The organism is Croceimicrobium hydrocarbonivorans, assembly GCF_014524565.1.
GTDB classification, from domain to species: Bacteria; Bacteroidota; Bacteroidia; order Flavobacteriales; family Schleiferiaceae; genus Croceimicrobium; species Croceimicrobium hydrocarbonivorans.
Window position 1 is genome coordinate 2,082,795 of sequence record NZ_CP060139.1, and the last position, 22,419, is coordinate 2,105,213.

17 protein-coding genes and 1 tRNA gene are annotated in these 22,419 nt (G+C 44.9%); 6 read left to right on the plus strand and 12 right to left on the minus strand.

Translation table 11 applies throughout. The features are described from left to right. Positions 1 to 76 precede the first annotated feature (76 nt). Both H4K34_RS09350 and H4K34_RS09355 read right to left on the minus strand, forming a co-directional pair. The gene (locus H4K34_RS09350) at positions 77 to 2,773 is read right to left on the minus strand and encodes a T9SS type A sorting domain-containing protein (RefSeq protein ID WP_210757160.1); all 2,697 of its coding nucleotides are present in this window, start codon (positions 2,771 to 2,773) and stop codon (positions 77 to 79) included. Between the two features lie 87 nt (positions 2,774 to 2,860). Further along, positions 2,861 to 5,395, minus strand: coding sequence for a T9SS type A sorting domain-containing protein (locus tag H4K34_RS09355; RefSeq protein WP_210757161.1), 2,535 nt, complete (start codon positions 5,393 to 5,395; stop codon positions 2,861 to 2,863). Positions 5,396 to 5,771: 376 nt separating this feature from the next. Here H4K34_RS09355 and H4K34_RS09360 point away from each other — a divergent pair, with 376 nt between their 5' ends. The 3 genes from H4K34_RS09360 to H4K34_RS09370 are packed head-to-tail and all read left to right on the plus strand — an operon-like array spanning position 5,772 to position 7,015. Next, positions 5,772 to 6,167, plus strand: coding sequence for a type II toxin-antitoxin system RelE/ParE family toxin (locus H4K34_RS09360; protein WP_210757162.1), 396 nt, complete (start codon positions 5,772 to 5,774; stop codon positions 6,165 to 6,167). Then, complete coding sequence (locus H4K34_RS09365; RefSeq protein ID WP_210757163.1) at positions 6,151 to 6,576, plus strand: helix-turn-helix domain-containing protein; 426 nt, start codon at positions 6,151 to 6,153, stop codon at positions 6,574 to 6,576. Before H4K34_RS09360 ends, H4K34_RS09365 begins: the two co-directional genes overlap by 17 nt. Then, positions 6,569 to 7,015 (plus strand): hypothetical protein, encoded by a 447-nt coding sequence (locus H4K34_RS09370; protein ID WP_210757164.1) that lies wholly within the window; start codon positions 6,569 to 6,571, stop codon positions 7,013 to 7,015. The genes H4K34_RS09365 and H4K34_RS09370 overlap by 8 nt, the downstream gene beginning before the upstream one ends. A gap of 153 nt (positions 7,016 to 7,168) precedes the next feature. Here H4K34_RS09370 and H4K34_RS09375 read toward each other — a convergent pair. Then, positions 7,169 to 7,242 (minus strand) — tRNA-Ala (locus H4K34_RS09375). A 47-nt stretch (positions 7,243 to 7,289) separates the two neighbouring features. Beyond that, a complete protein-coding gene (locus tag H4K34_RS09380; RefSeq protein ID WP_210757165.1) occupies positions 7,290 to 8,390 on the minus strand; it encodes an AAA family ATPase in 1,101 nt (366 codons plus the stop codon). A gap of 95 nt (positions 8,391 to 8,485) precedes the next feature. On the opposite strand from H4K34_RS09380, the gene dgt reads away from it, so the two are divergent. Continuing rightward, on the plus strand, positions 8,486 to 9,862 hold the full coding sequence (gene dgt / locus H4K34_RS09385; protein WP_210757166.1) for a dGTP triphosphohydrolase: 1,377 nt from the start codon (positions 8,486 to 8,488) through the stop codon (positions 9,860 to 9,862). Here the strand turns inward: dgt and H4K34_RS09390 are convergent. From H4K34_RS09390 to H4K34_RS09425, 8 genes are read right to left on the minus strand one after another with little or no spacing between them, the layout of a single operon-like run. Continuing rightward, the gene (locus tag H4K34_RS09390) at positions 9,859 to 10,602 is read right to left on the minus strand and encodes a tetratricopeptide repeat protein (protein WP_210757167.1); all 744 of its coding nucleotides are present in this window, start codon (positions 10,600 to 10,602) and stop codon (positions 9,859 to 9,861) included. The two genes, dgt and H4K34_RS09390, sit on opposite strands and share 4 nt — an antisense overlap. Continuing rightward, positions 10,599 to 12,350 (minus strand): BatD family protein, encoded by a 1,752-nt coding sequence (locus H4K34_RS09395; RefSeq protein ID WP_210757168.1) that lies wholly within the window; start codon positions 12,348 to 12,350, stop codon positions 10,599 to 10,601. Before H4K34_RS09395 ends, H4K34_RS09390 begins: the two co-directional genes overlap by 4 nt. Further along, positions 12,350 to 13,273 (minus strand): tetratricopeptide repeat protein, encoded by a 924-nt coding sequence (locus H4K34_RS09400; RefSeq protein WP_210757169.1) that lies wholly within the window; start codon positions 13,271 to 13,273, stop codon positions 12,350 to 12,352. The genes H4K34_RS09395 and H4K34_RS09400 overlap by 1 nt, the downstream gene beginning before the upstream one ends. Further along, the gene (locus H4K34_RS09405; RefSeq protein WP_210757170.1) at positions 13,260 to 14,303 is read right to left on the minus strand and encodes a VWA domain-containing protein; all 1,044 of its coding nucleotides are present in this window, start codon (positions 14,301 to 14,303) and stop codon (positions 13,260 to 13,262) included. Before H4K34_RS09405 ends, H4K34_RS09400 begins: the two co-directional genes overlap by 14 nt. Further along, positions 14,303 to 15,304 carry a vWA domain-containing protein gene (locus H4K34_RS09410; RefSeq protein ID WP_210757171.1) on the minus strand — a complete coding sequence of 334 codons (1,002 nt, stop codon included), beginning with the start codon at positions 15,302 to 15,304 and terminating at the stop codon, positions 14,303 to 14,305. Before H4K34_RS09410 ends, H4K34_RS09405 begins: the two co-directional genes overlap by 1 nt. Next, on the minus strand, positions 15,297 to 16,202 hold the full coding sequence (locus tag H4K34_RS09415) for a BatD family protein (RefSeq protein ID WP_210757172.1): 906 nt from the start codon (positions 16,200 to 16,202) through the stop codon (positions 15,297 to 15,299). Before H4K34_RS09415 ends, H4K34_RS09410 begins: the two co-directional genes overlap by 8 nt. Beyond that, positions 16,199 to 17,068 (minus strand): DUF58 domain-containing protein, encoded by an 870-nt coding sequence (locus H4K34_RS09420; RefSeq protein WP_210757173.1) that lies wholly within the window; start codon positions 17,066 to 17,068, stop codon positions 16,199 to 16,201. Before H4K34_RS09420 ends, H4K34_RS09415 begins: the two co-directional genes overlap by 4 nt. A gap of 15 nt (positions 17,069 to 17,083) precedes the next feature. After that, positions 17,084 to 18,088, minus strand: coding sequence for an AAA family ATPase (locus tag H4K34_RS09425; protein ID WP_210757174.1), 1,005 nt, complete (start codon positions 18,086 to 18,088; stop codon positions 17,084 to 17,086). Positions 18,089 to 18,522: 434 nt separating this feature from the next. On the opposite strand from H4K34_RS09425, the gene H4K34_RS09430 reads away from it, so the two are divergent. Both H4K34_RS09430 and H4K34_RS09435 read left to right on the plus strand, forming a co-directional pair. Beyond that, entirely contained in the window at positions 18,523 to 20,355 is a 1,833-nt protein-coding gene (locus H4K34_RS09430) for an alkaline phosphatase PhoX (protein ID WP_246452085.1), read from the plus strand. Between the two features lie 64 nt (positions 20,356 to 20,419). Beyond that, positions 20,420 to 22,312, plus strand: coding sequence for a cytochrome-c peroxidase (locus H4K34_RS09435; RefSeq protein ID WP_210757175.1), 1,893 nt, complete (start codon positions 20,420 to 20,422; stop codon positions 22,310 to 22,312). Positions 22,313 to 22,419 lie beyond the last annotated feature (107 nt).

Below are 22,419 nucleotides of genomic sequence, written 5' to 3' on the forward strand. Positions count from 1 at the left end.
CATCGGGCAGCAGCCCATAAAAAAGCCCTGCTAATCGAATTAACAGGGCTTTGAATAGGATTTTGTCCCTTGGCTTTTAGTCGAGCACTAGTATCTGATGCCCGCTTTGATGGGCCTTTTTTAAACTGATTTGGTAAAGACCTTTGTTAAGATGGCTCAGGTCGAACTCCATTTTATCAGCGCCGCATATTTCCTGCTCAAAAACCTTACGTCCTTGTAAGTCGTGAATTTGAAGAGCGTAATTTTCATTTTCGAGACCTTCAATATGTATCAGGCCCTGACTCGGATTTGGGTACAATGCGAAGTCCAAATATTTGCTGCTAGCCAGTCCAATATCCTCAATTAAGGTGCAATCGCTGGTGTCTTGGCAAGATCCCATCTGAATTACTACTACGTATTGTCCATTTTGCTGGGGTGTAAAGATTTGGTTGGTATCACCTGGCATTATCTGGAAGCCATTATTGCTGCAATCGTACCATTGGTACTGGGCATTCACCTGATTGGCCACTAAGCCGGTACCATTAAGAATAGTATTGACGGTAGTATTGATGTGAGTTATTTGGAGGTCAATCGGAATCAAGGAATCGCAGCCTGCTAAATTGGGTAGGGTATCCACATAAAAACCCGATTGGGTATAGAGCTGCCCGGATGGACTGCGGTAATTGCCATCACAAACCTCCACTTCCATAGTGTCATTGGCCGCAGTACTATTGCCAACGGTCAGGTTAATGGTCAGGATTGAATCACATCCAGCCTGACTGCTGAAGGTATAGATATAAGTTCCGGACGAAGTCAGTGGATTTCCAAGAGGATCTTGATAGCTGCCATTACAAACCAATGGATTGAGGGTGTCATTGGTGGGGCTGTTGATTTCCGCAAATACGGTAATAATACTGTCGCAGGTAGTGGTGCCCGGAATGGTATCCAGGTAAACCCCCGTTTGGTAATAGGTGTTGAATCCGCTTGGTGAAGTGATCGGCTGGCCGGTACAATTGCTTAGGTAAACGCTATCGCGTAAAGGTGCGCAATAGGGTGTGTTAAGGGCCATTCTTAAACTAATATGTGGCGATTCAAAAGTACGGCTGGAGGAGAAGCGACGGAACCAATTGCCATTGCCTAATTGCATTACCGAAGCCATTCCGGGTTGTTCCCAAGTGGCATCATTGGCGATACGTACTACACCGGCGGGTGCATTGGGGAAATTCCTCAGTACTAAAAAGTAGGAGCCGGTGTTTAAGGCTAAGGGGAAGGTATCTGTAGGGCTTATAGTTTCGAAGGAGAAAAAGCTTTTTTGACCTAGCATGGAACTGCTCAGATTAAAGGTCTTGCTATAAATTGCCGCAGTACCGCTGGGAAAACCATTGGTGAATTGGAATCCGGCAGTATCGTATATCTCCAGGCTGATGGAGGCAGTCGGATCGGTAGCGGTACTCAAGTACAATTCGACCCCGTCTATATAAACATTGTTAGAGCCCACACTGTCTGGATCTTCATTTTCGAGACTAAAGAGTATCCCATTGGCGATCATATCCGGGATGGCCGAATTAGTACCCACATAATTACTAATGACGCCTGAGGAAAGACTGTAGCTGTCTTCGCTCACTTGAATATGAAAGGTGTCAGTACTCACATAAGCATTGCTGCCTTGCAAGGAATCACTGAATACTTTATAAACTAGGCTATAGCGCGCCGGAGCATTGGGAGGAGTCCAGGTGCCGGTTTCTAAATTGTTGATATAGCAAGTATCGCCTGGCAATAAGCTGCTGCAGCCCAGAGGAGAAACCATGGTATGAACCACTTGTCCGCTGATTTCTTCAATTACCTCGATATGCAATTTCACATTACTTTGGGTAGCAGTTCCGTCATTCATCACACTGATATTGCCGGCAATAGGTACAATTTGATCTTGATGCAGGGTACCGTAGATGGGGTAATCTGGAAGGCTGGGATTGAAAATTAAATCCTGAGGATTATTGCCTCCGGCGGCAACCATTTTCAGGCTGTGGGCCGAGCTGGTTTCTATGCGGATATCATCCAACATCCAGTAATAATAACCGTCGGTGCTAGCGCTATTATCCGTATCACCATTAAAAAGAAACTGGATTTGCACCGAATCCTGGCCTCCGATATAAGTGGAAAGGTTAAGGCTGGTTAGCACTCCGTTAGTGGTGCTGGCATTCAAGGGAATTTGCGATAATGGATAAATTTCGATGGTATCCGAGAAGCTTTGTCCCGCATTGGTAGAGAGGGCAATTTTAAACTCAGCATGAAAGCGTCGTGCATAAGATTCGAAGATCAGGCTTACATTAGGATAAGCGCTAAGATCGATAGTGTCTGATATTAAGCTTCCCCAGTGTGGTGAAGGGGCCACTCCCGATCCAAAGGTGGAGGTGCCGGCATTGTCCAGAAAATCGGAATCGAAAATCACAAATCCATTGCTGCCCGTGCTACTGGTCAAAGGCATATTGGAAGGAGGGACATTATGTACTCCGGAGAAATTCCCACGGGAACCCATGCTGTTACTGGGAGTGGTGGAGGGACCTCGATATTCCCAAAGGGCATTAGGCGTGCTGCTGCTTTGAGTCCAGCTGCTTGGAATGCCATTGCTGAAGTCTTCGCTCCAAATAATTTGTTCGGGTCCGTCTTCGGCACGCCATTGCGATGAATGACTTGGGACGGTGTAAGTAGATTCACTGAGGGTAGGCTCGAGTTCGGATTGAGCGAGCAATCCAAAGGATAGGCTCAAAGCCAAAAAGCTTAGCAGATTTTTCATGTGCAGAGTTATAGGGTTAAAAGATAAATGTATTAAACTAAGCTAGACGCCAAGAAAATAGGAGGGATAATTATCTAAAGCTGAGGTTTAATCAACTAGTATTCGGAAGCTTAGGGCCTTGCTGCCTTTTTGGATTTGGAGGAAATAGACTCCTTTAGGAACATGTAATTTAAGCTCTTGATTTAAGGTTTCACCTAGTTCTGCTTCCTCTAAAACCCGGCCTTGCAGGTCTCTTAATTGATAGCTACTCTGGCGCCATTCTGGACTAATCTCTAGAAATAGTCGCTCTTGAGCGGGGATGGGGTATACCTTGATCCCATCTTTACTAAGCTCTCGAATTCCGGTGGTGGCCAGACTAAAACACACGCTGGTATCGGCACAAAAACCATTGTTTACGATCAAGGCAAAATTGCCATCATAATAGGGTTCATAAATTCGACTTTGGGCTCCGCCAACCGGCCTGTTCAGATCGCAGTCTAGCCATTGATAAGTGGCATTAGGCTCTAAGGCCTGAACTGCCGTTCCATTATTAATGATTTGGTAGCCAACATTAACCGGGGTTAAGTCCAGATCGAGCAGGATTACCGTATCGCAGCTCAGGCTATCCGGAATATAGTGCTGGTATAAGCCACTCTGATAAAACTTCTCTCCCCAGGAGCTTTGATAATAAGCTCCGCAATAGCTTACAATCCGAATCTCAGAATAATCTGCACTTACCTGATGATTGATATAGTAAATGCTGTCGCAGTTTTGTCCGTTTAAGGCAACGCGATCGCGATGCAAGCCTGGGCCGATGTATTGGGTACCGGAAGGACCACGATAGAGCAGGCCGCAGGTGTTTACGTTTAAGGTATCTACATGAGGTCTTTCAACCGTAATCATGTACTGGGTGTGGGTTGGGCAGCTTCCCATGCCGGTGGTATCGTAAAATGTTCCGGTTTGACTAATAAACTGATTGAGAAGCGGAACATAGATGAGGCCAGTATCACAAAATTCAGCATGGTAAATACTGCGTCGAGGGCAGTTCAGGCTATCCGTCATCAAAGAGATATTAAAATGCTCGGGAGTAGGAAGGCCATTCCAGTTCTGGGACCAACTACCACCGCTAAAATGGGCAGGCAAGGCTTCACCGGCTTCTCGCCTTTGTTGATAGCGTATGGAGAGCGATGGGGCATTGGTATTTATAACTTCAACCAAGAGCCAATAATGTCCGGTGTCTACCAATACCGGACTGGGGAAGCGCACAAAATTACTGGGCAGGATATCACTGAAAATAGGGCTGGCACCGGAACTAATACCTGTGCTGGGTGAAAAATCAGCATCCGCATAAAAATCTACTTTAATACTGTCGCCACTTGGAATTCCAGTGCGGTAGTAGTTCAATCGTACTCCTTTGATGGCCACTTTTAATTGATTGCTCAATTCGGGGTCTACCTGAGGAAGGTAAAAGGGCACTGCAATTTTATCGATACCCCCGCTACCGGATTGAGGCAGGCTCAGCGATTGATAGAGGCCGAAATCTCCTAAGGGTGCCAATAGGTTTTCGGTAATTTCAAAGCCGGCATATTCTATATAATGTGGTGCTTGGGCTCCGGTTATCGCATCGCTGTAGACCCAAAAATGCAGGTCATAATTGCTTACATACCAAGGGAGATCCTGGCGAATAAAGAGGGTGTCGAATTTGAGTGTATCCCCAGCGGCCAGAGTGCCAATTTTTTGACTTTTACGCAGAATTACCTGTCCTATGCTAGGTGATACCACCGCCATTTTCAGGTATACATTGGCCTGATTGGCACTGCCATTATTTACTACTGAGGCAGCGGCGATAAAGTCTTTGCCAAAACGCTGGGGAATGGATTTCAGATGATGCTTTTGCCCGGCATGCCCAAAGAGGGAAACTGAGATGGGGCGCCCGTTTTCGGCCGAAGGGCAAAAGGCCATGCTATTAACAGGGCCATCATGCAGTTCCAAATCATCAATCATCCAATAATGGTAGCCCTTGTTCCCAAATACATCGGTAAAGCGCCCATCAAAGGCAAAGGCAATTACGGCCTGGGAGGCTCCCCCTAATTGCTGACTCAGATTAATTTCCAAAGTATCGCTTGGGGGCGAATAGCTCAAAGCGGAAGGCAGGGGATTGATGAGTATAGAATCGTTAAAACTTTGCCCTCCATCGCGGGAGCAGAGCAGGTAAAGCTTGGAGCTAAAGCAATAATGCATGGACAGCATTTTAAGCAGCACATTGGGATGGGCACTTAGGTTGATTACCCCCGTTTGCAATAAACCTCGATGCGGAGCCGGGGCAATGCCACTTCCACGTTGGGTACTACCGCCATTATCCAAATAATCAGAATCGAATATCACAAAACCATTGCTGGCACTGGGGCTATTGATGGGTGGGCCAGGTACACCATTTAGTCCACGGGAATAAGCACCTCGACTGCCAATACTTTGATTAGGATTAGTATTCGCACCGCGGTATTCCCAATTGGCCCCTCCATTGCTAGTCGGCTGCGACCAAGTAGAAGGTATGCCATTACTAAAATCTTCGGACCAAATAAGGCTACTTTGACTGAATAAGCTAAAGGGCAGGAGCAGAAGGAAAAGGTGTTTGAGGCGCATAGGGGAAGTTGGGAGGGACTAAGGTAGGGAGAATACCATCGTTTTATTGGCGGAACAAAAAGCATTTAGAAACATTTTTCATGTGTCAAAAATTCTTATTTGAAAATGAAAAGTACTGAAGCTTGACAGTTAGGTAGTCTGATAAATTGCTTCATTTTTATAACTTTAACAAAATGTTTAGTGATAAACATACTTGTAGCCTCCCTATGCATTGTAACTTTTTTTTTAAATTTTCTTTTTAAAGAGATGTAATAGTGTTATTTCCAGTTCCTTTAATATAGGGATGCTGATTTGGAGGAGGGTGAGTTAATAAGTTTTACTAGAAATTTCATAGTTTAAGGTAATTTCACCTTAAACTTTAGCTATAACTAAACTTTTGAGCGAATTTTCCTTAATTTTGTCCCAGAATGTTGATCCTAACACTAAGATCCAGGTCTTCGAACTCTGTAAGAATGGAGAAAATCTGTTTGAATTATTCTATGATAAGGTCAATGAAGACGGAAATCTAGTTGATGATTTATTCGGAGCGTTGAGAATTATCGAAGACACGTCAAACAGGAAATTACTTCCGAAAAAAAAGTTTCGCTCAATAATAGATAAAAAACTTCCATATAAACTGTATGAGGCAAAGAAGGGATCTATCAGGATTTACCTTATGCATGAAGAAAATAAGGGAAGAGTTATTATCACTGGAGGTGCGAAGACTAAGCAGAATAGGGATATCAAAAGGGCTAAGAACTTAATACGAGCCTATTATGAAAGCCAAGAATAGAATACGGAGAAAAATGTTGCTCTCCAAGTCTTATTGGTTAGAAGCAGTTAATGGAGAAGTCTATGACACATTAGTTCGTTACATGCGCGATAATGGCATGAAACAAAAAGACCTCGCACAGTATTTGAATATTTCTGATGGTAGAGTTTCTCAAATACTCAACGATGGGGAAATTAACTTTACCATCGACAAGTTAATTGAGATTTCTTTAAAACTAGGGAAAGTCCCATTCTTCTCTCTTATAGATCAAAATGAATATTTAGAGAAGGAATTAGATAATTCAGTAGTCCTACATTTCCAGGTATCTATGGATGAGAATAATAACTATTCAAAATTCATAGGTCAAGGAGGAAAGGTTGTTCAATTAAATACTGAACAAACATTTGAATTCGCAGAGGCATATGAGTAAAGAAGGTGTGAGGCTAGAGTATAAAGTCCACAAAATCAATACGATTAAATTTTCGTTTGAGGATCTAGGTGAAAGTGCTTTTCAGGATTTGAAATCGATTGATGAAAGTTTTGAATACAGTGTTGGTGCTGGAATGAAGATTAATCTTGAACAGGAAGAAATAGTAATTGACATAGAAACTACTTTTAGGACTAGCAAAAAAGGTGAAGTATTAATTCATCACATTGGAAGAACTGTATTCAAAGTAAAAGGTCTAGAGTTAACCAAGGAAGAAGAAAAAGACATGTATGACCTTCCTGATGATTTTATAGTACAAATTTATGCATTGGCCTATTCCCACGCCCGGGCTTTATTGGCGGTAGAATCTGGACCAACTATATATAAAGATTTTTTTATTCTACCTGTTGTAGATCCACGCTCATTCATTAAAAATTTATAATTGAGATTGTTTTACAATATCTATTTGGTTTAGATAGGTAGTAATCTGATAATTTAAAAGATAAGAGAAATATAAATGTTGTGCATTGGTTGCACGAAGTACCTAAAAGAAAACCTCAACGTCTTTAATTAAAGATGTTGAGGTTTTTCCTTGTGGAGCATATCGGAGTCGAACCGATGACCTCTACACTGCCAGTGTAGCGCTCTAGCCAGCTGAGCTAATGCCCCGAAATTTGGGAGGGCAAATATAGGAGAAAATTCGTTTTCCTACTTTTTTAGGAAATTTTCTTTTTGATGTAATCCAAATCTACATTCTGCTCAATCAGATCAATTGCGCGCTTAATCTTCCAAGGGGTATCGCGGTTAATCTTCACTTCAATCCGACTCACCTTTAATACCACACCATAGGTATCCAAATCAGTATGAATTAAAGGCGTTTGGTAATAGTCGATGGCCCGTTGGGTTTCGCTGCTGATTTCTCCTTCGCCACAAACTATAATGCCGCTCAAAGGCCATTCTTCAATTGCTAGCTCGGCATTAATGTGTAAAATCTTACCCAGGGTTTCATCCAGGCGGTGGGTGCCTACTACCAATAAAAGATTATCGCGCTTTTCGAGCTTAGTACGATCCAATACCGTTCCGGCTAATACATCCGCAACCTTATTGCGTAAGGCATGCGAATTGGAGCGCACCGTACCATTAATAGCCTTGCACACCGTGCTCATTACCGGCCAGGCCAAAGTGCGATCATAAGGCACCATCCCCAATAAGGGAATGCCCTGCGTATTAAGCCATTTTTCGATGTAGGGGCGAATCTTATCAATTTTTTCCTCCCGCACCTTATTTACTATGACCCCTAAAATGGGCACACCTTCCTCCCGGAAAAGGGAGATACACATATTAATCATGTCGATGGTAGAACCCACGCCCCCTTCGGCAATAAAGATTACCTGGGCATCCAGCATTTTGGCCACCTTGGCATTGCTGAGGTTTACCACTGAGCCTACACCAGGATGTCCGGTACCCTCATGAATGGTAAGCTCTTTACGACTTTCCAAAGCCACTTTGGCCTTGAGGATTTTCTCCTCGTAATTGAAGTTTTCGGGGTGATCGATAAAATCGGTGGTGGCTCCTGATCCTAAAATTACCGGACTGTGAATTTCGGGATGGAGGTCAAATTGAATGAGATCCGAGAATAATATGGTGTCCTTATCAACCTTCAGGTCATTGAGGTCTACAAACTGTTGCCCTACCGGCTTACAGTAGCCAATATCAATCCCCAGGCGTTGCAGGCAATAGGCCAGACCCAGGGTTGAGGTAGTTTTTCCCACGTGCTGGCGGGAAGCGGCAACGTATAAGGTTTGATACTTTTTCATGCTTAGGCTTTAATCAAAGCTAAGAAGCATTTCTTGATCTGATTTCAAAGGGCTGGAAAATTTGCCGATAACAAAAAGCTCCCGACCTTTAAGCCATGGAATTGAGCTGGAAAAATTGCTACAGCCCGCGCCGTTTTGGCGACGATCGTATGCCCGAAGATGCGCGATCGGTTTACGAAAGGGACTACGACCGTATTATTTTCTCATCCGCCTTTAGGCGCTTGCAAAACAAGACCCAGGTGTTCCCATTGCCGGAGCGGGTTTTTGTGCATAATCGCCTTACCCACTCTCTGGAAGTGGTTAGCGTGGGGCGTTCTTTGGGGATGATAGTTGGGGAAAAGCTAGCCAATTTGCCCGCTCTAAAAGAGGACGAAAAGGCCCGCGATTTTTACCGCAACCAATTAAAGTCCGTGGTTTCCGCGGCCTGCCTGGCCCACGATTTAGGGAACCCCGCTTTTGGGCATTCGGGTGAAGAAGCCATTTCCAAATATTTCCTCGATCGCGAGCAGGACAAAGGTTTTAGGGCTGCATTTACCGCCGGCGAATGGGAAGACCTTACTCATTTTGAAGGCAATGCCAATGCTTTGCGTTTGCTCAGTCGGCAATTTAAAGGCCGCATGAAAGGTGGTTTGCAAATGACCTACACCACTTTGGCCAGCATCTTAAAATATCCTTGCGAAAGCCTGGCTCGCGATAAAAAGAAGGGCAAGCATCGCAGTAAGTATGGTTTCTTTCAAGATGATCAAGAGGTTTTTGAGGCCATTGTGAGGGAGTTCCCCTTAGCTTTGGATAGCGAGAAACCCTTGGCCTATCGTCGGCATCCTTTTGTGTACTTGGTTGAGGCGGCCGATGATATATGCTATAGCATTATCGACTATGAAGACGCACATCGCTTGGGCATCCTCAGCTTTGAGGAGGTGAAGGACGATTTTATGCGGGTACTGGAGCAGGATCCTAATACGGATATGAGCCGCTTAGGTCGGAATCTGGAAAACCTGCGCGAGGATAAAAATGAGTCGGTGGCCTATTTAAGAGCCAAGGTGATTAATGCTTTGGTACAGGCTTGCGCCGATGCGTTTTTAGCTAATCAGGAAGTGATTCTTAAGGGCGATTTCAGTACTTCCTTATTGGATAGCCTTAAGCCCTATCAAAATGCGCTGAAGCAGATTGAAAAGAAATCCATCGGTCGGATTTACAATCACGATAGTGTGATGAAAATCGAATTGGCGGGATTCAAAATTATGAGCGGCCTGATTGAGGATTTTGTAGAAGCAGCTCTCTTGGCTAAGGATGATCGTCAAAAACGACATCAAAAAGTACTGGCTTTAATTCCCAATCAATTTCAATTTGAGGAAGAGGATCGACCCTATGAAAAGGTGATGTGCATTCTGGATTTTGTAAGCGGCATGACCGACAATTATGCCCTGGAATTGTATCGCAACCTCAGAGGGATTTCGGTACCCGGGATTTAAGGGATTTGCTCAATATCCTCATCCGGTAACCAACCGATTTTTCCGTCGATCAGTCGCAATTTGGTCCAACCTTCAAAATGGTCTAATTGCTCTCCTTTGGTGCCGGCATGCAAGATGAATAGGTCTTCGGCCTCCGAGCCCGGTCCGCTTTTCACATAGGCTGAGTCAGACATAATGATGAGTCCCGGATGCTCTTCGCGATAATGCTGATGGCTATAGGCCATAATTAAGCTGAACAGGCTGAGCAGGCTTCCGCCGAGCAGGCTTACAAAACCAATTCGGCCATAGGAACTAAAGAGGTAAAGGGCCAATCCGGCCAAAGCCAGGGCTAAAAATCCCAGGGCTAAACGCGCCCAATTATCTGGCTGGAACAATTGTAAAACACTCAGTCGAAAAGCTTTAAAGAGATTTTGGGGCATCTCTTCAAAACGGTCGATGCGCTTGCTTTTGGCCAGGGCCAGATTATGCTGAATTTCTTCGTCTTTAGGATCCAAGCGTAGGGCACGCTCATAATTGAGAATGGCTTTGGCCAGGGCGCCGTTTTCATAATGCGCATTGCCCAAATTATAATAGAGGGCCGCACTTACTTCTCCTTGGGCGGCAATGCTATCGTAGAGCTCTACCGCTTTTAAAAAGTCTTCTTCTTGATAGGCCTTATTGGCTTGCTCAAAAAGGGCATTGCTGGCCAATATGGGCAAGGCCTGAATCAATATCACTCCGATGAAAAGGAATTTTCTCATAACTGCTTTTCGATTTCGGTGAGTACTTCAATGGCACGATCGTAATCCTGGGCGGCGGCTTCCAGTTTTAAACCGGTGAAACGGGCCATTTCGGATTTTTCCAAAAGCTCCAAAAGGGCTTTGATATCGCTCTCCAAAACCTGGGCTTTGCTCAAACGCTCTTGCAAGTATTCTTTGCTTAAGCCGCTAACACCTCGATCAAATTTATCGCTGAAGAAGCCGATAATGGCCGTTTCCAATTCCTGGTAAAAGAGCTCCGCATCATTGGCTTTTAGAGCTTCCTGAGCTTTGCGCAATTTCTTTAAAGCCGCTTTCCCTGCCCGCTGTTTACGAAGGCTATCCCGATTAGTAAACTCCGCTTTTTTGCGCCACCAAATGGCGATAAGTGAAAGTCCTAAGGAGACTAAACTCAATAACCAGCCCCAGAAAGAGCCCGAACCTAAAAATTGTTCATTGGGATTATGCCAGTTCGAAGCCTTGGTTTTGATAAAGAGGATGTCCTTATTCAAGAAATCCACCGCATCACTGGTACTTTCACCCGCCAAGGGAGATTTTGAACTATTGGGTGCCGCTTTACCCCCCTTAATGTTCACTTCAAAAGCCTCGGTTTCCAATTGTACATAACGCTCTTGCTTGGGGTCGAAATAATTGAAAACGATAGGTTCAATTTTGTAGCTGCCGCCATAACGAGGAACCAGCAAGTATTCAATTTCTTTATAGCCGCTCATGCCTCGGGCATTAACGCTGCTACTTTCTTTAATCTCGGGATCGAAGACCTCAAAGGCAGAGGGGAACTCAATTTCCGGCAATTCCACAAATTTGATATTGCCCTTTCCTTCAATGCGAATGGTATAGCTGATGCTGCCATCCATATTGATTTCGGTGCTGCTTACCTGTGATTTAATACTAAAGTCGCCCACCGCACCACTGAAGTTTTGGGGCCGACCTTTATCGGGCAGCGGTTTAACCGTGATTTTGGGGTAATTGGCCTGCAAGCTTAATTCTTTGGTCGTGCTTAAAGGGAAGCCGAAATAATCTCTTTTTCCGGTATTTACCCGCACGGGAAGGCTTATGGTGGATGAGCCCAAATCGAAGCTGCCGGCTTTTTGCGGAATGATTACTTCCTCATCAATATTGGCGGTGACATAAGCCAAGTTATTGATGTATTCCAGCTTTTCGTTGAGATTGTTCCGTTGAATCTTCTCCTTGTAAAAACCTTCGAATTTGGGCGTTTCTTCGAAATTGAAACGACCGGTTTGCAATTGCTTGCGGATGTAAATGCGGTTGGCCACCATCAGGGGTTCACCCACATAAACGGTGGTTTTATTGGCATAGGGTTTTATAAAGGCCAATTCAGGTTCGGTGGAACTTTGAGTACGCTTGGTTTCCACCACCTTTATTTTCAGGTTTTGCGTTTGGTAGCTCTTACCCTTCACCTGAATTTTAGCCGGCCCAATGATATGTTCCCCTATTTGATCAGCCCTAAGATAATAGGTGTAGGTGAGGGAATAGCGCACCCCACTATTATCAATGGAAGAACTGATGGAAGTTGCTGGTCCGCCTAAAACCCGAAAGCCTTCGAAGGAGGGCGCTTGAAATCCACGGCCTTCTTGATTGATCACAAAATTGACCTGGAATTGCTGCCCTTGATTTACTTCCGTGCGATCTACTTCCGCCCGAAAACTCACCTGAGCGGGAAGCCAGCCTAATTGCAAACTAAATGCTATGAGATAAATCCAAGTTTTCATTACCAGTCTTTTGATCCGGGATTGGGTTTGGCTTTCATCTTCTTACGCTGGAGGCGGGCCTGCGTTTCAAGCTCGGCTCTTTGCAAGGCCTCTAGTAAACGTTCAATGTTCTTGCGACTCTGCTGGGCAGCCTCTTTCTCCGCCTGAGCGGCTTGGTTTTCGGCTTGGGATTCTTTGCCCGGAGTGCCGCCTTTTTGGGGCTCCTGCTTTTGTTGCTCTTGCTTTTGATCTTGAGGATTTTGCTGGGAATCCTCGCCCTGCTTTTCTTGATCCTTAGGGTTTTGACCTTCCTGATTTTGGGGCTCCTGAGATTTTTGATCATCCGAATTCTCGCCCTTCTGATCCTTATCCTGTTTCTCCTGATCGGATTTCTGCTGATCTTGATTTTGTGGCGAATTGGAATTCTGGTCTTTCTCCTGATCCTCCTTTTTTTGATCTTGATCCTGCTTGTCCTCTTGATTGGAATCGCCTTTTTGTTTTTGCTGCTTTTGCTGTTTCTTCTGTTCAGCTAGGGCCTTAGCCAGATTATAGCGGGTTTCTTCATCCGCAGGATTATGCTTTAAAGCGTTTTTATAGGCCTGGATAGCCTCTTTTATTTGCTCATTTTTAAGGTACGAGTTCCCCAGATTGTGATAGATTTCGGCTTTCTGGGCTGGATCTTCAGTACGGGCCAAGCTGAGCTCGAAAGCTTCAATCGCTTCTTGATATCGCTCTTGTTTGTAGAGGGCATCACCCAAATTATATTGACTTACAGAGAGGTCCTTCTCTTCTGCCAGAGCCGCAGCCTCGCGGTATTTGATTTCTGCCTCATCATAGGCCTTAGCGGTGAAAGCCTTATTCCCTTCTTTAATCTGCTTACGAACCTCCTGGGCTTGTAAGCCGATGCTCAATAATATGCCTAAAATCAAACTAAAGTTCTTCATGACGATCGAATAAATTTAGGTTCTTAAACCATTGGGTTTTTCTTTCGAGGATGAAGACATCCAAAATTAAAAGCAGGAGAGCCGGGGCTAATAGCCATTGAAACTGATCTTCATAATCCGCATACAATTCACTTTCAAACTCGGATTTCTCCATCTTCATCATTTCCTCCATTAAGAAGTCCACCGCGGCCTTGCTTCGATTTCCGGAAAAATATTTTCCATCTCCTTCAGCGGCAATTCGCTTGAGAAGACTAGAATTGAGCTTGGTAATGACAGTTTCTCCGTTTTGATCCTTTTTATAGCTTGTAATGTTTCCACCTTGTTTTATAGGTATGGGGCCACCTCTTTCGGTTCCAAAACCAATGGTATAAATCTGAATGTTCTTATCCAAGGCCTTGCTGATTACATCATCTATTCCCTCTTCATGATCTTCACCATCGGAAAGGATTACCAATAAGCGATTGGGCTGCTCTTCATCATTAAAAAAGCGGGTCGATAAATCGATTGCATCGCTAATAGCTGTTCCCTGAGAGGGGATGAGGTCGGTATTAATATTCTGCAAAAAGAGCTTGGCCGCATTGTAATCGGTGGTGATGGGTAATTGTGGGTAGGCATGACCAGCATAGGTGATAATGCCAATGCGGTCGCTTACCAATTCATCTACCGTGCGGGATATCAGCAGTTTGGCACGGTCCAATCGATTGGGTTGCACATCTTCGCAAAGCATACTCTTGCTCACATCAATAGCAAAAACTAGATCCAGACCTTCGCGCTGCACCTTTTCCATGCGGCTGCCAATCTGCGGATTTACCAAGGCCATGCTGATGAGAGCAATCACCGTAAGGTAAATGATGAATTTTAAGCTAGGCTTATTCTGACTGCGCTCAGGACTGAGTTTTTCCAATAGCTCTTTATCACCAAATGCCTTTTGGGCTCTTCGGCGCCAAGCCAAATAGAGGCTGTATACCACCAACATTAGGGGTATCAAGAGGAGCAGGTAGAAATATGTGGGTTCCTCTAATCGATACATTATACAAAGCTCTTTAAGAGGGTGTAACGCAATAGAATCTCCAGTAGGAAAAGCCCTAAGGCCGAGAGGGCAAAGAGACCAAATTTCTCTTCGTAGGTATAGAAGCGGATTTCCTTCAATTTGGTTTTTTCAAGAGAGTCGATCTCCTTATAAATGGCATCCAATTTTTTATTGTCGGTTGCCCGGAAGTACTTGCCACCAGTGCGATTGGCGATTTCTTTTAATAAAGCTTCATCAATCTTAACCGGCATGCGCTCATAAAAGAAGCCGCCTCTACCATCTTGCTGAACCGGCGTTTTGGCCATTCCATTGGTGCCCACCCCGATTGTATAAACGCGGATATTAAATTCTTTGGCCCAGTCGGCAGCAGATAGGGGTTCAATTTCTCCGGCATTATTCTCGCCGTCGGTTAATAATATGGCTACTTTACTTTGCGCCTTGCTGTCTTTTAATCGATTGATGGTGGTGGCCAAACCCATGCCGATGGCGGTTCCATTAGCCAGGAAGCCGTAGCGTAAATCATTCAGGCTGTTTTTGAGCAGGGCATGATCGGAAGTCAGAGGCATTTGAGTCATGCTCTCTGCCGCATAAACCACTAGGCCAATACGGTCATTGGGACGTCCGTCGATAAATTCCGTGCTTACTTTTTTAGTGGCTTCTAGCCGATTGGGCTTAAGATCTTGGGCCAGCATAGAGGGCGAAACATCTAGGGCCATCACTATGTCGATACCCTCACTACTGCGACTGCGGTTATTCTCCTCGGTATTCCGTGGGCGGGCCATAGCGACGATGAGCAGGGCAATGCTGAAAATTCGCAACACCCAGGGCAAAGCATAGAGTAGGGCTCCACGATTAAATTTCGACTGGGCTAAAAAGGAAGCTTCGGGAAAGCGTATTTCCGGATGGCTATCCTTGCGCCGCCAATAATACCAAAAGCCTAAAACAGGCAAGAGGCAGAGCAGCCAAAGGAATTCGGGATTTTGAAATTCGTAATCAAACATCGGCTTCCAATTTTGGGGCTTCCTGACTGTTTACAAAATCGCGCACCGCTTCCAAGGCCTGTACATTTTCTTCCGGCAAGCTTTGTTGACGGGCAAATTTCACCATCGCGCTTAAGCGCAGACTGTTCTTCAGATTATTGAAATGTCTATCTTCCTTGCAGAGCGGCTTGATCTTTACAATCAATTCCTCAGCAGTAGACTCCAAGGCCTTGAGACCAAATTTGCGCTCCAGGAATATCTTGAGGATTTCATCTAATTCACTGAAATAGGCCTTTGCTTTTCCATTTTGCCAGAGGCCTCTAGCTTCCAGTTTATTGAGTTCTTCCAAAGCCCATTCAATAGGTGGAATTTGAATTTCCTCCACCTGCTTTTCATCCTGGTTTTTGCGCTTTTGCCAAAATTTCCAGAGGTAATAAATTAAGGCCGCTAGTCCTGCCGCACCAAGTCCCCAATAGACCAGGAGCCAGTAATTGAAAGGGATTTCTCGGGGTGCCTTGATATCGAAATAATCTTGCTCCGCCTTAATTTCCGGGAAATAAACCAAAATGGCGATGGGCGAACTACGCTGTACTTCTTCGTTTTCTACGGATAGCTCCAACGCCGGAATTTCCACTTCACCACTATCGAAGGAGGTGAGGGTAAATGTTTGATGCAATTGAATCCAATCCCCCTCGATAAGGCTGTCTAATTTTCCACTTTCGATAATCTCAATCCCATTTTGACCGGATTCGAATAAGGGCCAAGTGTATTCAGCTGCTTTAGGAACTTTGGCAGAGAGCTCTAATTGAATGGGCTCTCCCAATTTAATTTGATTGGTATCCACCTCGGCCTTAAAGCTAAGCTGGGCAAAGGCACTACTGCTTAAAAGCAGGATGAAGGCTAAAATTCGGCTTTTCATCGACTGCGTTTTTTGAAGTATCCCAATAAAGCGGCAGGGTAGGAATGATCAATCCGGATGGAGATATCACCGGCCCCACTGCGTAGAAAGCTTTCGCGGTAATAGCGTTCAAATTCCAGAAAACGCATTTTCATCTGCTTGCGCAATTTGGAAGATGAGGTATTAATCCAATGGGTTTTTCCACTTTCGGGATCGCGCATAGGTAAAAGGCCAATATTAGGTAAATCCTCCTCGCGGGGATCGTAGATGCGGATCCCGGTAAGGTCGTGCTTGCGACTGGCAATTTTAAGGGCATCGCGGTAACGGCTATCCATAAAATCGCTTAGAACGAAGGCAATGGCGCGGCGTTTTTGGAAAGCACTGAAAAAGCGCAAAGCCTCAGCAATATTGGTTTTATTGCTGCTGGGCTTAAACTCGATTAGCTCGCGGATAATGCGCAGGATATGGGATTTCCCTTTACCTGGCGGAATAAATTTTTCTACCGTATCGCTAAAGAAGATCACGCCCACCTTATCATTATTCTGAATGGCAGAAAAGGCCAGGGTGGCGCAAATCTCCGTGATCATCTCCCGTTTTAATTGCTGGCGGGAACCAAAGTTTTCCGATCCGCTCAGGTCTACCAATAACATCAGCGTAAGCTCCCGCTCTTCTTCGAAAACCTTGATATAAGGCTCATTGAGTTTAGCGGTAACATTCCAATCGATAGCGCGAATATCATCGCCAAACTCATAGCGGCGCACCTCACTAAAGGCCATACCCCTTCCTTTAAAGGAGCTGTGGTACTCCCCGGAAAAGATGTGATTGCTCAAGCGCCGAGTTTTAATCTCAATGCGCCGAACCTTTTGTAAGAGTTTTTGCGTTTCCATGCGATCGGCCGGGATTTACGGTACTTCGATCTGATCTACAATTTGGCTGATAAGGTCTTCGCTGCTTACGTTTTCGGCCTCAGCCTCATAAGTAATACCAATGCGGTGGCGCAATACATCCAGTACTACCGCCCGAACATCTTCGGGGATTACATAACCTCTGCGCTTAATAAAGGCATAAACCTTGGCGGCATTGGCCAATGCGATGCTACCCCGTGGTGAAGCGCCAAATTCGATTAAGGGCTTCAAGGATGGTAAGCGATAATCTTCGGGCTTACGGGTAGCGAAAATGATATCGAGGATATAGCGCTCAATTTTTTCATCCATATAAACCTCGCGCACCATGGTGCGGGCTTTTTGGATGGTTTCCAGTGACACTACTTTTTGAATTGGCTGGGCGCCACCGCTCAAATTCTGACGCATAATCAATTGTTCCTCTTCCATTTTGGGATAGGTGATTACGGTCTTGAGCATAAAACGGTCGCTCTGTGCTTCGGGCAGGGGATAAGTTCCTTCTTGCTCTACCGGGTTTTGGGTGGCTAATACCAAAAAGGGATCGGGCAATTTAAAGCTGGTTTCGCCAATGGTAACCTGGCGCTCCTGCATGGCTTCGAGCAAGGCACTTTGCACCTTGGCCGGGGCCCGGTTAATCTCATCCGCTAAAACGAAATTGGCGAAAACCGGTCCTTGCTTAATCGCAAACTCGTTTTTCTGAATATTGTAAATCTGGGTACCCATCACATCGCTGGGCAGCAAGTCGGGGGTAAATTGTACCCGGCTGTATTTAGCATCAATGGCCTCGGCCAGCGATTTAATGGCCAGGGTTTTGGCCAGTCCCGGAACTCCTTCTAAAAGAATATGCCCATTTCCTAAAAGGGCAATCAGCAGGCGTTCCAACATTTGCTTTTGGCCAATAATGGACTTGTTTACTTCCATCATTAGCAGATCGATAAAGGCGCTTTCCTTTTCAATCTTTTCGTTCAAGGCACGAATATCCGTGGCACTTTGACTTGTTTCCATCACTCGGTTCAAATGTTTAAATCGGTCAGCGTTTAAGGTCCTGATTTTGGACCGCATGCGAAATTGCTAGTTTGTCGACTTTTCAGGCGTTAAAGCCTTGTTAAATTCACCCCTTTGAATAAGCTGCTATTCAGGTGTATAAAGACTTAAAAGCAAGATTTGACATTGCGCTGATTTCTTCGCTTCCAAATATAATTTCAAGTTCCTAACGTAGGGATAACCTTTCGGTTTTATCTCGGAGCTTAGTTAACAAATGTTTAGCTTTTTGAAGGCGGGAAAATGAGTCAGTGGCCTTCCGCCCAATTTTAAGCCCAAGTTCCTCGAAAGTTAAGAGGGGCCTGGATTGATTACATATTCTTAAGACTGGCGATGAAATAAGCTAAAGTCCCGCGGGCATTTTTGCGATCGAATCCAAACACTATTGAATTACGATTATGAAAAAACTATTACTAAGCGCGGGAATTATTGCGGCTGGCCTTTCGGCGCAAGCCCAAACTTTCTCTCCTGAGATTGATGTAACCAACTGGGAGCCTACTACCATTCAGGTACCGGCCTCTCCTTTAATTACCCAATACCTTTTTATTGGTGGCCACCACGTAGTGCAAACTACTCCTACTTACGGTAATCCTGCGGATACTGCTTTGGCTAAGCAATGGCACGATTTCATCGGCTTTACGCCAGATAATAACGGAACTGACCTTGGTTGGATTTCGGTAAACCACGAAATGGTGATCCAAAATGATAAGATTGGTGATGGTGGTGGAATGACTGTATTTAAAGTACGTCGTGATGCCGCCACCGATTCTTTAATCGTAGTAGATCAAACTTTAAATGACGGTCGTCAAGGTAAATTCTTCGCAGTTGATTTTGCAAACACCGTAGGTGAAACCGGAATGAACTGTGGTGGTATTACTGGTCCTGACGGACGTATCTGGACTGCTGAAGAGTGGTGGAGAGGTTCTAATGCTGATTTGGCAGACCGCGACACTGGTGACTTCACTATCGGTACCGGAACTTCTACTTATGCTGCCGCTAATGGTTTCCCAGGATACAATGGAGAGACTATTAAAAAGTACGAGAACTACAACTACATGGTAGAGATCGATCCTCGCCAGGCAGTAGCTATTCGCAAGCAATACAACTGGGGTCGTCAGCCTTTTGAAGGTGGATGTGTTATGCCCGATAACAAAACTGTTTACTTAGGAGCAGATAACACTCCTGGTTTCTTTACCAAATTCGTTGCCGACAATGCTGGTGATTTCACCACTGGAAAAACCTATGTGTACAAGCACGATGCTACTGGTAGCAAGTGGGTTGAAATCGACAACAGCAATTTCAGCAATATGTTAAACTTCAACACCAATGCTGTTATGGCGGGTGCTACCATGTTTAACCGCTTAGAGTGGGTTGTTGAAATCGACGGTAAGGTGTATATGACTGAAACCGGTCGTGATAACCCTGCTGGTGCCTGGAGTGGTGCAGCTGCGGCTGGATGTGTGTATGCTCCTCATCACATGCAACGCGCTATGGATCAGAGTGCTGAATTCGGTAAAACTATTACTCCTGACAGCTCTCAATATTGGGATTACTACGGTCGTGTATTGATGTACGATCCTGCAACTGAGCAAACTTCAGTATTTGTAGAAGGTGGTCCTTATTTCTCTGTGGATCCTGCGGTATCTTCTTATCCAGACAAGCACCTTTCTAACCCTGACGGATTGAATAAAATCACCGTTAACGGTAAAAACTACATGTTGATCTGCGAAGACTTAAACGGTACTTCTAAAGGTCGTACTCCTGCTGGTATTGGTAACCGTACCTGCGAATTATTCATGTTGGATATGAGCATCAGCAATCCTACCTTGAATGATTTACACCGTATCGCTGTAGTGCCTGTGGGTGCTGAGATCACTGGTGCTACCAGCACTACTGATGGCAAAACCATCCTTTTCAACAGTCAGCACCCTGACGGTGGAAACCCATTCCCTTTCAATAACTCTATGACTGTTGCTATCACTGGTTGGGATCAAGTAACCATTGGTTTACCTGAGGATGCTTTCGAAGGAGATGCTTTCCAGGTTTATCCTAACCCAGCTACTCGTACCCTATACTTCAATGAGTTGAGCGATGTAGCTATCTACAATGTGAGTGGCAAGCGCATGAACGTGTACCGCAACGTTAAGAACATCGATATTTCTCACTTACAGCCTGGTGTATACTATATCCAGAATGCTGCGGGTGTGACTCAAAAACTTTTGGTTAAGTAAGAATTACCAATTCCAAAGAAGAGGGGGGTGAAAGCTCCCCTTTTCTTGCTTTAAGAAATTCAAGATGCGCAAGCTTGTTATAGCCTTCTTTTCCCTGCTTTTGCTATTTGCTGTATTCACCGCTTTTCGATCAACCGAAAGTCCGGTTCAAGAGATTAAATCCCGCTATGTAGAGGACCTTAAAGCTTTTCATGAGCAAAGTGAGAGCTTTAAGCAAAGTTTGAATTCGGAGGATTGGGACGAGATGAAGCTTAAGGCCGAATTTAAATCCCTGCGAATGAGCTTTAAGAAGATTGAGTTTATGCTCGATTACTTGCAACCTCAGGATGTGAAGGACTTTATCAATGGCGCCCCGCTCCCCAAAACCGAGCGTAATGCTCCTCGCTTGGTTGTGGTAGAGCCCAAAGGTTTGCAGCGCATGGAGGAATTGCTCTATGAAGCCCCCCTAGATTTGCCCGCCCTAAAGAAATTGGCCAAGGATCTGGAATATCAAGTAGGTCAGGTGCAGCGCTTTTCCAAGGTTCAGAATTTTAGCGATCGTCAGGTATTTGAAGCTTTGCGCCAGGGATTGGTGCGCATTACCGCCATGGGAATTACCGGTTTTGATACTCCGGCCAGCGATGAGGCCTTACGAGAATCAGCGCAGGTGTGGCAGTCGATGGGAGACTATGCAAAATTGTATTTGGCTTATGCCGATGCGCCAGAATTGAAAAAAGAGATCGAAGCGAAATGGGACATAGGTCAGCGCTTATTGGATCAAGGCGATTTTGAAACATTCGATCGCGCGGAATTTATTCGGGAAGTAATTGAACCCTTGTATGGAGCCTTACTCGATTTGCATCATCATTTGGCTTATGAAACGGCAGCTGAGGTGTACAGAGGTGAATTACCCGTGAATTATGAAAGTCGACACCTTTTTAGTGGAGACTTTTTAAACCTGTCTTATTATACCGGCTTAAAGCCGAAGGAGGAGGCATTTGAATATCAAAAGAAATTAGGGCGCCTGCTCTTTTTTGATCCGGTTTTAAGTGGTGATTTAGATCGTTCCTGTGCCTCTTGTCATCATCCCGATAAGGCCTATAGCGATGGCTTGCCTAAAAGTGTAGCCAAGGGAGGAGGAACGCTTAGTCGTAATGCCCCCGGGCTTTACAATGCGCTCTATGCCGAAAAGTTCTTTCACGATCTGCGGGCCGATCGCATGGAAACACAGATGGAGCATGTAATTTTTAGCGCTCAGGAATTTGACTCGGATTACCGTCGCATATTCCGTCGTTTGGAAGAAAGTGAAGAATATCAAAACCTTTTTAAAGAAGCCTTTCCAGAACAGCAGGGTCGCATAAATCGCTATTCCTTATCCAAAGCGATCATGGCCTTTTTAAGTCAGCTGCAATCCTATGATTCGCGCGTAGATCGTTATTTGCGTTCCGAATCAGAAGACCTAAGTGAAGCTGAAATTACCGGTTTAAATCTCTTTATGGGTAAGGCTGCTTGTGCTACTTGCCATTTTGTGCCCACCTTCAGTGGTTTGGTGCCGCCTCTTTACATGGAAAATGAAAGTGAGGTTCTGGGCGTATTTGAAAGCCCAGATAATAAGAAATTGGATAGTGATTTAGGTCGCTTTGGGGCGGGCGTGGTGCAGGACGAGGCTCCCTTTTTTAAGAACTCCTTTAAAACCCCAGGCCTGCGCAATGTGGAGTTTACCGCGCCTTATTTTCATAATGGTGCTTACCCGGATTTGGAGTCGGTGCTGGACTTTTATAATCAGGGCGGAGCGGCCGGAATGGGAATTCCATTGGAGCATCAAACCTTACCAGCGGATTCCTTGGAATTATCAGAACAAGAGATAAGCGCTTTGAAACAATTTATGCTGGCCTTGAGTGATACATCGCAGCAGATTATGGTTCCAGATTCCTTCCCAAAATTGAACACTATAAGTCGTAAAATTTCAACTTATTAGGTGATTAAAGTGTAGATTTTAGATGTGAATGATTTGGGCTATTCGCCACTATTTCGCAATTTTCCTTCCCATATAGGGACAGCTTATTGATTATTCCCATTTTGAGA